The sequence below is a fragment of the Pseudomonas caricapapayae genome (assembly GCF_001400735.1).
In the GTDB taxonomy this organism is placed as follows: Bacteria; Pseudomonadota; Gammaproteobacteria; order Pseudomonadales; family Pseudomonadaceae; genus Aquipseudomonas; species Aquipseudomonas caricapapayae.
This window is the reverse complement of sequence record NZ_LJPW01000125.1, coordinates 1-15,103: the sequence shown is the minus strand read 5'-3', so window position 1 is coordinate 15,103 and position 15,103 is coordinate 1. Positions and strand designations below refer to the sequence as shown.

The following is a 15,103-nucleotide window of genomic DNA, read 5'->3' as shown; positions in this document are numbered from 1 at the left end:
AAGCCGCCTTCAGCGCGATCGAGGATCACCGTCCATGTCTCTGTTTTTTATCAAACGACCCAACTTTGCCTGGGTACTGGCCCTGTTCATTCTGCTGGCCGGCCTGATGGCCCTGCCCGCCTTGCCGGTGGCGCAATACCCGGACGTCGCGCCGCCGCAGATCACCATCACTGCCACCTACCCCGGCGCATCCGCGAAAGTGCTGGTCGATTCAGTGACCAGTGTCATTGAGGAAGAGCTGAACGGTGCCAAGGGGATGCTGTATTACGAGTCGACCAGCAACTCGACCGGCAGCGCCGAGATCAACGTGACATTTGTACCGGGTACCAACCCGGACATGGCCCAGGTCGAAGTCCAGAACCGTATCAAGAAAGCCGAAGCGCGGCTGCCGCAGACCGTGCTCAGTCAGGGGCTGCAAGTCGAACAGGCCAGTTCCGGGTTCCTGATGATCTTCACCCTCAACTACACAGGCAACTCGGCCGACAAGGACACGGTCGCACTGGCCGACTATGCCGCGCGCAACGTTAACAATGAAATCAGCCGAGTGAACGGTGTCGGCAGGCTGCAATTCTTCGCCGCCGAAGCGGCGATGCGGGTCTGGATCGATCCGCAGAAGCTGGTCGGTTTCGGGCTGTCCATCGACGATGTAAATGCTGCCATACGGGCGCAAAACGTACAGGTCCCTGCAGGCAGTTTCGGCAGCAGCCCCGGCTCGTCGTTGCAGGAGCTGACCGCAACCCTGGCAGTCAAAGGTACGCTGGACAACCCGGAAGAGTTCGGTCGCATCGTCCTGCGCGCCAATGAAGACGGCTCAGCGGTGCATTTGTCCGATGTGGCGCGGGTGGCTGTCGGGAGCCAGGATTACAGTTTCGAATCACGTCTGAACGGCCAACGCGCCGTGGCCGGTGCGGTGCAACTGTCACCGGGCGCCAACGCGATCGAGACCGTCAAAGCGGTCAAGCAGCGGCTCACCGAGCTGTCAGCCAACTTCCCGGAAGGCGTCGAGTTTTCGGTGCCGTACGACACCTCGCGCTTTGTCGATGTGGCCATCGACAAGGTGATCTACACCCTGATCGAAGCCATGGTGCTAGTCTTTCTGGTGATGTTCCTGTTTCTGCAGAACATCCGCTACACGCTTATCCCGACCATCGTGGTGCCGGTGTGCCTGGCCGGGACCCTGGCGATCATGTACCTGCTGGGCTTCTCGGTGAACATGATGACCATGTTCGGCATGGTGCTGGCCATCGGTATTCTGGTCGACGATGCGATTGTGGTGGTAGAGAACGTCGAGCGGATCATGGCCGAAGAAGGACTTTCACCGGCAGCCGCAACGGTCAAGGCAATGCAGCAGGTCTCCGGGGCGATTTTCGGTATTACGCTGGTACTGGCCGCGGTGTTTCTGCCGTTGGCGTTCATGGGGGGCTCGGTCGGGGTGATCTACCAGCAGTTCTCGCTGTCACTGGCTGTGTCGATTCTGTTCTCGGGCTTTCTTGCCCTCACTTTTACCCCGGCGCTGTGTGCCACACTGCTCAAGCCCATCCCGGCCGGTCACCATGAGAAGCGCGGTTTCTTCGGCGGATTCAATCGCCTGTTCGGTGCATTCACCGACCGTTACGAGCGCGTCAGCTCCAGCATGATCAAACGCGCCGGGCGTTACATGCTCCTGTACATCGGTATCGTCGGCCTGCTGGGCTTCTTCTACCTGCGCCTGCCAGAGTCATTTGTACCCGTGGAAGATCAGGGCTATCTGATCATCGACGTGCAACTGCCTCCAGGGGCGACCCGGTCGCGTACCGACGCCACCGCGCAGTTGCTGGAAAACTACATGCTGTCACGCGAGGCAACCGGTGCAGTGACCATGCTGCTGGGGTTCAGTTTCTCCGGCATGGGTGAAAACGCAGGTCTGGCGTTCCCGACCCTCAAAGACTGGTCGGAGCGTGGCAAGGACCAGTCGGCGGGTGCAGAAGCGGCGGCCTTCAACCAACACTTTGCCGGGCTTGCCGACGGCACGGTGATGGCGGTGACACCACCGCCTATCGAAGGCTTGGGGACCTCCGGCGGCTTCGCACTGCGCTTGCAGGACCGTGCAGGGCTCGGTCGTGAAGCGTTGCTGGCGGCGCGCAACGAACTGCTGGGCAAAGCCAATGGCAACCCGAAGATTCTCTACGCCATGATGGAAGGCCTGGCCGAGGCACCACAATTGCGCCTGAACATCGACCGCGAAAAAGCCCGTGCGCTTGGTGTCAGTTTCGAATCGATCAGCAATGCGCTGTCCACGGCGTTCGGCTCTTCGGTTATCAGCGATTTTGCCAATGCCGGACGTCAGCAGCGGGTGGTGGTGCAGGCCGAGCAGAGTTCGCGGATGACCCCGGAAAGCGTGCTCAAACTCTACGTACCCAACAGCAGCGGCACGCTGGTGCCGCTGGGTGCATTCGTTTCGACGCACTGGGAGGAAGGCCCGGTGCAGATCGCCCGTTACAACGGTTACCCCACGTTCAAGATCGCTGGCGACGCTCCGCCCGGTGTCAGCACCGGCGAGGCGATGGCGGAAATCGAGCGGATCGTATCCGAACTGCCGCAAGGCATCGGTTACGAATGGACCGGCCTCTCCTATCAGGAGAAGGTCGCCAGTGGCCAGGCCACCGGGTTGTTCGCCCTCGCTCTGGTGGTGGTGTTCCTGCTGTTGGTCGCACTGTATGAAAGCTGGGCCATCCCACTGGTAGTGATGCTGATCGTGCCCGTCGGTGCACTGGGTTCGGTGCTGGCAGTCACCGCCGTGGGCATGCCCAACGACGTGTATTTCAAGGTCGGATTGATCACCATCATTGGTCTGGCAGCGAAAAACGCGATTCTCATCGTCGAATTCGCCAAAGAGCTATGGGATCAAGGCCATTCGCTGCGTGACGCTGCACTTCAGGCTGCGCGGCTGCGTTTTCGGCCGATTGTCATGACCTCACTGGCTTTCATCCTCGGCGTTGTGCCCCTGACCCTCGCCACCGGCGCAGGTGCCGCGAGCCAGCGTGCGATCGGCACCGGCGTTATCGGCGGCATGCTCAGCGCCACGTTGCTGGGCGTTATTCTGGTGCCGATATTCTTCGTCTGGCTCCTGTCAGTGCTGCGTCGCAAGCCACATGTGCAGCAGGTTGCCGACGATGCACATCTGGCTCAGAAGCCGTAAAAGTCGTTCAGACGTCGGGCCGACGGCATCAGTCCCGTCGGTCCGCTGTTGGCCCGGGGCCGGATGGCCGGTCTGACGATGCCTTGACGCGGGTCCAGGCCGGTAGTGTGCTGGTCGCTATTTCCGATGCCACATTCACCCGGTTGCGGCCCTGTGACTTGGCACCATACAGCGCACGGTCGGCAAGCTCGATCAGGCCGCGCTGGTCGAGTTGCCGATCAGTGCCGATGAATGTGGCCACACCGAGGCTGACCGTGACGATGCCGAACGGGCTGGCAGGGTGCTCGATCCGCTCATTACGAATAGCATGCAGAATGTTCTCGGCAACCTGACGAGCACTCGACTCATCGCTGCCGGGCAGCACCACCGCGATCTCTTCACCGCCGTAGCGGGCGGCAACATCACCGGGGCGGCGGATGCATTGCTCGACCACGCGGGCAAGAGCCACCAGGCACTCGTCACCGGCCAGATGACCGTAGTGATCGTTGTAGCGTTTGAAGTGATCGGCATCGATCAGTATCAGTGACAACAGGCTACGCTCACGCCTGGCGCGCTTGAATTCGACTTCCAGAAATTGATCGAAACGTCTGCGATTGGCCAGCCCGGTGAGCTTGTCTTCAGAAGCAATGAACTCCAGATGCTGATTCAACTGGATGAGGGCTGCCTGGGAGTCAAGCAGTTGGTCTTCCGCCCTTATGCGGCTATGTATGTGCCCGATCAAGCGGATGCCGAGGCCTACCACCAGCCCGAGCAGCACCAGCATGACCAGAATCGACTGTCTGGTCTGGCCCAGCCAGTCGAGCATGGCCTCTTTCTGACCCAGCGCGACCACCGTGACAATCGGGTACACGTCGCTGCGCTTGAATGCATAAAAACGGGCAACACCGTCGATTCTGGAAACGAACTGAGTGGTGCCGAAGGGCCGGCTGTGTTCAGAGGTAAAAATCGGCGTGGATGAAAGGTCACGGCCGATTTCAGCTTCCAGGTGGGGATAGCGGACACGTAATTGTCCAGCTGTGGACGTCAGGCTGATGACACCGGTTTTTCCAATCTGAATATCCGAATAGAACTTCAACAGGTGATCGACACCGATGGTCACGACCATCAACCCGGCAAAACTCGAATCAGGGTGGTTGATGCGCCTGCTGACCGATATGACCCATTTGCCGGAGGCGCGGCTGCGAATTGTCGGACCGATGTAAGGTGCCTTGCCAGCATTCTGCAAGTGATGCTGGAAGAACTCGCGCTGGGCACTGTTAACGCCAACAGCCTTGGGATTGGTTGAAAAGGTGCAAATCCCGTCGGCGTTGTACAGCGAAACGGTATCGATTTGCGGCAGCGCGCCCATTTCTCGGGCAATGACCCACCTGAGGCGCTCGATCTGCTCCGGCCCGGCACCGTCTTTTTCGACGCGCTCCGTCAGGCCGATCAGCATCAGCTCGCTTTGTTTGAAAATGCCGTCTGTGTAAGTGCTCAGCGCCCCAGCCAGATTGATCGTACTGGTCTGGATGTTCTCCAGCGTGTTGCGGCGCGCGGTCCATGCTTGCCAGGCCATCAACATCACCACGCAGGCGCACACTACGAAGATCAGCCATGACGCAAGCCGAAGGTCGCGTTTCAAAACTTGCCTCCACAACAGGTGAGAACCAGTGCATCTGGTTTTACTGAAAACCGCACCTGATTGCTCAGGGGCCATCGACAATCCTTTTCGCTATCAACTGCCATTGTCGGCAAGCGCTCGGCCATACCTGAAGGTCTGACATCGATAAAGCATGCCAGAGAGTGACATCATAATGCCACGCACAGCGATCTATTGGTTGATTGGGGTTCAACATACGCAGGCAGGCGCGCACTGGATCACAGTGGCACCTGATTTTCTGAAGGGGCTGTTTTTGCTGGAGCGGTAAGCGAGGCTCGCTTACCGGGCACGACAGGTTATATGAGTGCGTCGGCCTCAGGCTGTGGCAGCGACGGGTTTGCGCAGTGTTGCGGCTTCCAGCTCACGCACCAAAGGCAGTACATGCTCGCCGAAATAGGCGACCTCTTCCTGAAAGTGCAGGAATGCGGAAAGCACCAGGTCGACGCCCACGGACTTGAGTTCGACAATGCGCTCTGCAATCTGGCGTGGCGTGCCGATCAGATTGGTCTTGAAGCCATCGTTGTACTGGACCAGATCCTGAAAAGTGGATTTGGCCCAGTTACCCTCGCCTTCCGGGCTGGCCTTGCCGGCCTGTTTCGCGGCATCACCAAACGCATTCACGGCCTCCGGATCGGCCTTGTCGACGATCTCGGCCAGCACGGCACGTGCCTCTTCTTCGCTATCCCTGGCGATGATGAAAGCATTGACGCCGATCTTTACCGAATGGCCGTTTGCGGCCGCCTTCGCCCGGATGTCATCAACCTGTGCCTTGATGCCTTCCACCGTATTGCCGTTGGTGAAGTACCAATCCGAAACCCGGGCTGCCATGTCCCGCGCAGCGCGCGAGCTGCCACCCTGAAATATCTCGGGATGAGGACGCTGGATCGGCTTGGGCTTGAGGGTGTAATCGTGAAAGCGGTAGAAGTCGCCCTTGAACGTAAAATTGTCGGTGGTCCAGATGCCCTTGAGGGCGCGTATGAACTCTTCGGAACGCCGATAGCGCTCGTCGTGCTCCAGCCAGGGTTCACCGACGGCCTGAAACTCGCCCTTGAACCAACCACTGACGATATTGACCGCCACGCGCCCGGCCGTTAGCTGGTCAATGGTCGCCAGTTGCTTGGCGGCAACCGATGGCGTCCACGGCCCGGGCAATATCGCCGCAATTACCTTGAGCTTTTCGGTGGCCGCCAACAACGCATGGCTGAATGCCACGGATTCGTGCTGGAATTCGGCACCATAACCCGCGGTGAAGCGGATTTGCGTCAGTGCATACTCGAAGCCGGACCGCTCGGCTATCTGTGCCAGCTTGCGGTTGTAGTCGATTGTCCAGCTGGTGCGCTGTTCGATCTTGCTGACGACCAGGCCACCGCTGACGTTCGGCACCCAGTACGCAAATTTAATGGAAGATTGGCTCATATCGGCACTCCTCTGACTGCGGCTTCCCGAGCGCATTAGTCGAACGGGCTTGCAGAACTGCAGAGCAGCAACCGTGCCAGATGATTAAATGTATATGCATCAATCAGTTAGCGTGGCTGTCTCGCAGCGTCAACTGTCCGTACATCGGCAAGGTGTAGAAGCACTGTTGGCAGGGCAACAGCCCTGCTCGATCCGCTGACACGCGTGTCACCTTATCTCGGCAAAGACAAACCGACGGAAGGCATTCTGCTCCGCTATTCAGAATCGCTTGACCAGAGTAAATTTTGGATCCAATGAAACCGCATTCATCCGCAGGAGCACCGATGAAATTGCATGCCTGTTTTCTGGCCTTGATGATCCCCGCACTGTCGGCGCATGCCGAAGGCAAAACCATATCCGTACCTCATGATCCCACCGGGCAGCACGCGCTGGTCGAGAAAAGCGGCAACGCGAAAGAACGAGTAGTGATCACTCGGCGCGACGGCCTGCTTGGGGTGATCTACTCCAAGCGCGTCTACAACTGCACCAATCACACGGTGAACCTGGTGGGCACCGGTTCTACTCTTGAGATCATGGAGCAGGCCCGCGCCGTCAGCGGCATGGGGCCAGTGATTCGCGATTCCACAGCCGACTACATCGAGTCAGAAGCGTGCAGCTGATCTCGCCCTGACCCGGTACATCGATAACCCTGACTGAATGCACTGCGCCCGAAAGCACTTCCATGAGGCAATACCGTTCACTTAGGCGGATTTGTATTTAAGCGCCGCCATGAACCGGCAGTGCAACCGGAAAGCCCTGAACCTTTTGTAACAAACCTGCCGAAACGCAATACATATTTACACCCGATCGGTTGCCGAGCTGTACTTAAATCGATTCCATTCATAACCAAGGATGGAATCATGAATATCTCCAACACGGCCAATACCTGGCTCAGTCAATTCAAAATAGAAGTCACCTCCAACGCCAACCGCGTTTTCGGTAATGGCAGACAGCAGCTTGAGGCCACAGTCTCTGTCTCGCCTCGTGGAAATGGAACGATCACAACCGAGCAACTCAACTCCATCACGCTGGTCACCCTGGACGATGACGGGGTTTATCGAGAGCTGACCCATGAACTTCGCGTGTCCCGGACCAGAGATACACTTTTTGACTACTATGCCGCGTCCGGTTCTGCCCCGCTTGCTCACCTGGAACTAAAAGGCGCCGTTCTTCGCCAACGCTTTTACATCTCCTCTTCCCGGGTCGGCGGCTCGCTGGACAGGGTCTATGCCCGTATCTCGAAGAACGCAGACACTCACCATGTTACTGACGGGGGCGCTTTCAATTCTTCGATCATCATCGAATCGCTTACTCCTTTGCGCTACGAACACGAGGACTTTGTTCTCACCCGTGAGGACACGGTATCCAAACATGATACTGACATAGATATCTATTACCTGACATTCAAAGCCCCTGGCCGCCGAATCATTAAGTCGATCCCGTACGACCCGGTCTGGTCGGGCATAGACGTCTGGTCAACTCAGGCCGGCAGGCGCAGAAAATCGCGATGGCCCTCCGCTGCACAAGTCAGTCCATCCGGTGGTGAGCAGACACCACGGCACCACAGCTATTACAGTGACTGTTATTCACGGCAGACATCCGTCACGGGGACAGACTACCGTTTTTATTACATTCACTATGCGATTGAAATGGGCACCGCGCTAACGCTCAGAATTAAAGACAGCACCATTACCGTAAATAATAAACCGGGCCATATGAACTTTGTTCGAGCCAAGACGTACTACGGTCCTTTTGAAAACCCGCCAAACGAATATCGTCAACAAAGCCGATGGGGATTACTGGACCCGTATGGTAATGAAACACGTATTGAGCTGACTCAGGGTGATAGTGGCAACACCATAGCGTTCAAACGCTACGACTGAATCCACAAGCACGCTAATAGTATGGAAATCATGCCGCCGCCTGATGCGTCTACGACACGCACTGGCGGTGCATTCATCACTGCGCGCTTTTAGTGCAGCGACTGCATATAGGTGAACCATGTCAACTCAGCAAATCCATTCCCAGGCCAGCAACTTTCTGGGCTTCGTTAAAACAGGTGTTGATCCACGTACCGGGCAGTTCACGTTGGCAATGAGCCTGCCACTGGCACCCGCCAATCATCTGGCAGGCCCTTCCCTTACCCCGACATTGGCCTTCAGCCCACTGGGCTCGACACAAAACCGGGGGTTCGGTCTGGGTTGGTCGCTGAACCTGTCCGAGCTGAACCTCAATCCAGACGCCCCCATGTTGCGTTTGGTATCGGGGGAGCAATTTGCAGTGGACTGGGCAAACTCCGACCTGAACATCGGCGGGGAATTGGCGTTTCTCGACTACAAACTGCGCGCCATGCGGGTCATTCGGACCGCCGAAAACACCTTCAGAGTGGATCTGAAATCCGGAAACAGCGAAATACTCACCCGACAGGACAGCGGCAACTATCTGCTCAGCGAAATGCGCAGCCCGGAAGGTCGTCGCCTGTTCATCGACTGGATGCCGTTCGGCGAGAGCCAGTGCATCGTCGACACTATTCGTGACGAAAACGGAACCTTGATGCAGGTCGTCAGTAAAAACGGCGAAGTGCACTTCATCAGCCACCCGGACAGTGACCATACCTGCACCGCCCTGCGCCTGATGCTGAGCAATGATCAGCTCAACGAGGTTTATCTGCCTGAAATCGACCGAGCATTCTCGTTCAGCTATCAGGCTCAACCGGTTGCCCCTGGTGCTGAGTTGCTATTTCCCGTGGAGGTTTCCGGGCCCTTGGGAGCCGTGGATATCGTCCACTGGGCTACTGGAGAAAACGGGCATCAACTGCCGGAAGCCGCACCGTTTCGGCATTTGCCGCGCGTCGCGACCTGGACCCATTCTGCCGGAGGCGCAGGTGAACTGCATCGTGCCTATCAATGGATCGGCGATCATAACTTTCTCGGTTTCGGCAGCGATCAGGGCTTCGACTGGAAACACGGGGAGGACAACCTCTATCAGGTCGAGCGCGATTATGAGTATGAACTCATCGAAACCCAGCACGACAGCGACAATCAGCTGTTGGCGACCATTACCCGGACCTGGAACAGGTTTCACCTGCTGACTCTGGAAACTTCGCTGAAGGGAGACTGCGAAGTGCAGATCGAAACCCTCTATGGCATCGATCCCGCGCTGACATGGGAGCAGCAACCGGCCTGGTGCCAGTTGCCGCACAACACGATCACCACGTATATCGACCATGCCCACGACAATGCCCGCCGCAGCGAACAGACCGAGTACCGGTACGACGAGTACGGCAACGTCACGCACACCCGTTATGCGACCGGGGTACAGGAGCACAGCGAGTATTACCCGGCACAAGGTGCCGAGGGCTGCCCTGCCGATGCGCTGGGTATGGTCAGGTATTTGAAAAGTAAAACCATCGTTCCGGCTCCTGTCCACCAGAATACGGCGAACCAGGCCTCAGTCATCTCCATCGCGTACACTTACGAAGCGCTCGAGTCGCTGCTGGAAGACGGACTGTCGCAGTCGATCGTGGTCAGCGAACAAGCCCGTGACGTTACCCGCGACCGCTTGCTGGAAACCACTCGCCAGCACTACGTGTCCGCCCGCAACGCCTGCTATGGCAGCCTTGCCAGCTCGGTCAACACGCTCAATGGTCTGGATACCATCACTACGTACCGTTATGAAATCGACGGGGACCAACGGGTTACCTACGTGTCCGTTGAAGGCTTTGAAAAAAACGAGCAAAACCGCTCCGTCAGCAGCAGTTGCCAATCACTCATCACCGGCCTTACAACGCTGGAGCAAAGTGAATCAGGCGTACGTACCTGTTACGAATACGACCTGCTTGGCCGCATCAACCGAAAGATCGTCGCCCAGGGCAGCGACTTCGAGGCGGTCACCACCGCGGCCTACCACGTAGGCGACGCCGTGGCGCTTACTTTTCGTGCGGATGAAGCGATCAACCCCGTCATGGTCGAACAGACTGATGTCACCGGCCAACGCAAGCGCAATTGGCTCGATGGCGAAGGACGAGTGGTGTGCGTCGAACTGGACGACATCGACCAGGCCCCAGGGACGTTCCGCAAGATCGCGCACACTGTATACGACGCCTTGGGTCGCCCGGTTCTCCAGTTAGCCCAGGATTGGCTGCCCGGCAGCGAAACGCCGCTGAAGTCTACCACTGCCATTCGTTATGACGACTGGGGCAGTGTGTCATGCATCGAGACAGCCGACGGGGTCGTGGCACACACCCGGCACGACCCGGTCTCGCTGCGCACCGAGCAATGGCAACAGTCTGCGCAGCAACGAAGCCCGCGCAGTGTAACCCTGAGCAATATCGCCACAACTCCTGTAGAGCAACAGCTGTATGACCAGAACGACCATCTGGTCCGCACCACGGTGCTGATTCGCGACGGCCTGGACCGTGTGATCGAAGAGCGCGTCAAAGTGCATGGCCAGGCGGATATCGTCACCGGATCGCGCTTTGACGCCTATTCACGCGTCATCGAACGTCATTTGCCGGACGGCACGATCATCAATTGGACATTTGCCCCGCACAGCGATGGCCACCACCCCGAAACAGTTATCGTCACGCCCGCCACGGAGGCATCAGCATGACCACCTCCAGCACCACTCCAATGGTTATCGGACGCCAGTCGTTCGATGGACTGGGCCGTCAGCTCACCGTCGAAACGGGGGGACGTGTCACCCGGTTTCATTACCAGGCCGGACAGCTACCACCTGCTGCCAACACGTTGGCCGATGGTAAACGGCTCGCATTCATCTACGAACCTCAACTGGGTAACCAATTGCTCGGTACGCAGCTTGCTGGCCAGACACCCGATGAAATCAGCTATCACCCGCGTCTGGCTCAGCCGACCAGTGCCACAGGAGGGCTGGGGCGGCAGCAATGGAGCTACACCCCCAGCGGTCATCCCGAAAGCGATGTCTGGACAGTCGATGATCAGCAACACATTACCCACTGGCGGTATTCGCTCAATGGCCTGCTACTCGGTTTCGACGACGCCACAGGCAATACCCACGAACGCCATTACGATGGCGTAGGTCGATTGCAGCAATTGAACGTCGGGGCGCTTGAGACCGTCTTTGGCTACGACGACTTTTCACGCCCCGCCACGGTCGTTACGCGTGATACCGACAGTGGCAAACAACTGATCAAGACCTTTACCTACGACGTAATGGGGCGCGAACACACGCGAACCTTCAAGGTGATCGACAAGGACACTGCCCGCACGGTTACCCAAGCCTTGGGCTACTGCTCTCTGGACCGGATGACATCGCGCTCATGGGATGACGGCCAAGAGCGTGGCGAGGAAACTTTTGCCTACGATGATCGCGGGCGACTGATCCGCTACACCGCCAATCCAGCCGCCGCTCCTGCCGATCCATTCGGCAATCGCATCGTGGCGCAGGTATTTACCCTCAACGCGCTGGACGGCTACCAAAAGGTAGTCAGTCATTTCACCGATGGCAGCCAGGACGAGGCCGCATTCACTTATGCCCCGACCGACCCGGCCAGGGTGATAAAAGTCACGCACACTCACGCATCGTGGCCTCTGCGCATAGACCTGCGTTATGACGCCTGTGGTCGGGTGATCGAGGACAGTCTGGGACGCCGTCTCGTCTGGGATGAGCAGGACCGGCTGGTCACGGTCAGCCGCGACGGCATCGCCTGCGAGTATGGCTATGATCCGTCGGGGCACCTCACCGACCGCCTGCTCGCTGGCGACCTGACGCGCAGTTTTTTCAGCAGCAACCAGATGACCCACGAGCAACGACAGGGCGAAACATGCGCTGTGATCAGCGACGGCCAGTCATTGTTTGCACTGAGCCGACTCAGTGCCGCTGTCCGGGAAACCTTGCTACTGGGCACTGATGCGCAAGGCAGCGTGCGCGTACAGGACGAAGAGCCTTTACGAACCTATACACCTCATGGTGCAGAACCCCGCCGTGATTCTCGCAACCCGTTCGGATTTGCCGGCGAGCGCGTCGATGACTTCACCGGCTGGTATATCCCTGGGGACTATCGCCCATACGATCCGGTTCTCATGTGCTTCCTCAGCCCCGACAGTGCAAGTCCTTTCGGTCACGGCGGCCTGAACCCTTATGCCTACTGCGGCGGCGATCCGGTAAACCGCATCGACCCGGACGGCCATAGCTGGGTGACCTACGCGCTGAGCGGCATAGGTATGGCCATTGGTGCAATGGCCACGATTTCCACACTCGGCGCTGCTGCGCCAGTCCTGGCCACGCTGTTTGCTGCCGGCGCTTCATCGCTCAGCGCAACAGGCGCCATGGCGATCGGTGCCGCCACACTGAGCGCCATTTCTCTGAGCACCGGCATCGCCTCCATGGTGCTGGAAGCTACGGGCCACGATCAGAAGGCCGCAAGCATTCTTGGATGGGTATCCTTGGGCACCGGCCTGGCCGGAATCGGACTGGAGATGACCCCGGCAATAATGGGCAAACTGGCAGCCAGAGCGGCCCGCGCGCCCGGACGTGCTGGATCGACATTCGGAAAGTCGGTCGCGATCAAGCCGGCATACAGCTCAGGCAGGGCTGATATTTATTTCGAGAGAACCGCAAGAGATCCTGGTGTCGCCTTTATCAAACGCATCTGGGACACCGACGATGCAGCATTCATGACCCATGGTGGTATTACCGGAAAGCTCATGAACGCTGAGGGCGTGGGCGACTCGGCAAGAAACGTTGCCAGGAATCTGATTGCACCTCAACTGGACGCAATCGGCTACCCGGCCAATCAGAAAATCGTCCTGCTTTCCTGCTGGGGGGCAGAAAACGGCGCCGCACAGACTGTCGCCAACGTGCTTAAGCGTCCTGTACAAGCCTACGCGGGCAAGGTCTATCCTGGAACAATTGCAACCATGCAAATCCCATTGAGTACATACAGAACGATGCAGGGCACGACTGCACCCTTGTCGAAAATATCAGCGTGGCAAAGGATATTCGCCAACAAGCGCGGGCCTTTTATCGACACACCCAAGTTCGAACTCGCAGTACCAAAAATGTTTTATCCCGTCTGAAGCAGCAGTCACCTGACAAGATAAAGACGTTACCGAGGGCGACGCGAATGGCATGAAAACCAGACGCTCGCCTTCACGGCCCTGACCAGGCATGGAGGCGATCGACGAATTCAAAGTCAACGTCATGCCGGTTACTGTCGCTGTCGACAGCAAGGGGCGAAATCGGTACACATCACCGGTCCCGCCCTCTGGCGGAAGAAGATCAGTGCCAGACTGGCGATGGAAGCCCGATAAAAATGTCTCTGGCCAAACTGCAAAGCCTGACGTGCGCTTGTAATGCTGTGCGCTTAAAGCTGCAACACGATTACCGCCCCATGAGGTGTTTTTCCTTTCGGCTGCCTTCTTGTGCGGCCACAACATCGGGCGCAAAAAACACTTGCACGTAAAGTATTACGGTATACCATCAGACAATAATAACTCATCACGCCCGTGCAGGCGCCAGGATTTAAGCGAGGTAAGTGTCATGAAGTTTTCGTTGTTCGTGCACATGGAACGCTGGGATGAAAGTGTCAGCCATCGTCAGCTTTTCGAAGACCTGACCGAGCTCACGCTGATGGCCGAGCAAGGTGGCTTCAGTACCGTGTGGATCGGCGAGCACCATGCTATGGAATACACCATCTCGCCAAGCCCTATGCCGCTGCTGGCCTATCTGGCCGCCAGAACCACTCGCATTCATCTGGGCGCGGGCACCATTATCGCGCCGTTCTGGCATCCCTTGCGGGTGGCGGGAGAATGCGCGTTACTGGATGTGATCAGCAACGGGCGTATGGAAGTCGGCCTGGCACGCGGAGCCTATCAAGTGGAGTTCGACCGGATGGCGGGCGGCATGCCAGCCTCCGAAGGCGGCAAGGCGCTGCGTGAGATGGTGCCGGTAGTGCGTGCCTTGTGGCAGGGCGACTACGCCCACGATGGTGATATCTGGAAATTCCCCACTTCGACCTCGGTGCCCAAGCCGATCAACACTCCGCCAATGTGGATTGCCGCACGGGACCCTGATTCGCATAACTTCGCCGTGCAGAACGGCTGTAACGTGATGGTCACGCCATTGATGAAAGGCGATGAGGAAGTTGTCGACCTTAAAAACAAGTTCGAAGCGGCGCTGGTCAACAACCCGGACGTGCCCCGCCCGCAACTGATGGTGCTGCGCCACACGCATGTGCATGCGGCGGACGATCCTGAAGGCTGGAAGGTGGGTGCCACCGCTATTGCGAAGTTCTACCGTACCTTTGACGCGTGGTTTGGCAACAAACAGACGCCGGTCAACGGCTTTCTGGCCCCCAGCCCGGAAGAGAAGTTCAAGGAACGGTCGGAGTTCGAGCTGGAGAACATCCGCAAGAACACCATGATCGGTACTCCGGAGGAGATCATCCCGCGCATTCGCCACTACCAGGCGCTGGGTGTCGACGAGTTCAGCTTTTGGTGCGACAACAGCCTGCCGCACGCCGAGAAGAAAAAGTCGCTCGAACTGTTCATCAAGCACGTGGTGCCAGTGTTTCGTTGAGTGTCGAGATTGTCTGAGGAGCACTGAAAATGCTGCTCAGAATTGATCGTTTCCCTGCTCCGCGTGGGAATGCAGTTCGTGACGCTCTGCGTCACACGGCGATTCTGTGACACCAGGTGGATTGGGACTCAACTCAAGTCACCTGTCTGTGCCATCGCGGTTGAAAAGCATTTTAGAGCTGTTTGGCTAAAAGTACGGATGATTATGATTATCGTGCCGACGCTCCGCGTCGGAATGCAGTTCGTGACGCTCCGCGTCACACGGCGGTTCTG

8 protein-coding genes and 1 pseudogene are annotated in these 15,103 nt (G+C 58.0%); 7 read left to right on the top strand and 2 right to left on the bottom strand.

Translation table 11 applies throughout. The features are described from left to right. Positions 1 to 34: 34 nt before the first annotated feature. Positions 35 to 3,178 (top strand): efflux RND transporter permease subunit, encoded by a 3,144-nt coding sequence (locus tag ALO80_RS17165; protein WP_055009859.1) that lies wholly within the window; start codon positions 35 to 37, stop codon positions 3,176 to 3,178. A 28-nt stretch (positions 3,179 to 3,206) separates the two neighbouring features. On the opposite strand, the gene ALO80_RS17160 is transcribed toward ALO80_RS17165, so the two are convergent. Then, positions 3,207 to 4,799: a sensor domain-containing diguanylate cyclase gene (locus tag ALO80_RS17160; RefSeq protein ID WP_055009858.1), complete on the bottom strand. Its 1,593-nt coding sequence runs from the start codon at positions 4,797 to 4,799 to the stop codon at positions 3,207 to 3,209. Between the two features lie 333 nt (positions 4,800 to 5,132). Then, positions 5,133 to 6,233, bottom strand: coding sequence for a dimethylsulfone monooxygenase SfnG (gene sfnG / locus ALO80_RS17155; RefSeq protein ID WP_055009857.1), 1,101 nt, complete (start codon positions 6,231 to 6,233; stop codon positions 5,133 to 5,135). Between the two features lie 323 nt (positions 6,234 to 6,556). On the opposite strand from sfnG, the gene ALO80_RS17150 reads away from it, so the two are divergent. The 6 genes and pseudogenes from ALO80_RS17150 to ALO80_RS17130 all read left to right on the top strand — a co-directional run bounded on the left by ALO80_RS17150 (position 6,557) and on the right by ALO80_RS17130 (position 14,831). Next, on the top strand, positions 6,557 to 6,892 hold the full coding sequence (locus ALO80_RS17150) for a hypothetical protein (RefSeq protein ID WP_055009856.1): 336 nt from the start codon (positions 6,557 to 6,559) through the stop codon (positions 6,890 to 6,892). Between the two features lie 240 nt (positions 6,893 to 7,132). After that, positions 7,133 to 8,155, top strand: a complete 1,023-nt coding sequence (locus tag ALO80_RS17145; RefSeq protein ID WP_055009855.1) for a hypothetical protein — start codon at positions 7,133 to 7,135, stop codon at positions 8,153 to 8,155. 118 nt (positions 8,156 to 8,273) lie between these two features. Further along, positions 8,274 to 10,883: a hypothetical protein gene (locus tag ALO80_RS17140; protein WP_055009854.1), complete on the top strand. Its 2,610-nt coding sequence runs from the start codon at positions 8,274 to 8,276 to the stop codon at positions 10,881 to 10,883. Beyond that, complete coding sequence (locus tag ALO80_RS17135; RefSeq protein ID WP_055009853.1) at positions 10,880 to 13,330, top strand: RHS repeat-associated core domain-containing protein; 2,451 nt, start codon at positions 10,880 to 10,882, stop codon at positions 13,328 to 13,330. Before ALO80_RS17140 ends, ALO80_RS17135 begins: the two co-directional genes overlap by 4 nt. 88 nt (positions 13,331 to 13,418) lie before the next feature. Next, positions 13,419 to 13,564 (top strand): annotated as a pseudogene (locus ALO80_RS30890) (fumarate hydratase C-terminal domain-containing protein); the annotation flags it as partial. A gap of 229 nt (positions 13,565 to 13,793) precedes the next feature. After that, complete coding sequence (locus ALO80_RS17130; protein ID WP_055009852.1) at positions 13,794 to 14,831, top strand: LLM class flavin-dependent oxidoreductase; 1,038 nt, start codon at positions 13,794 to 13,796, stop codon at positions 14,829 to 14,831. The last annotated feature ends 272 nt before the right edge of the window (positions 14,832 to 15,103 follow it).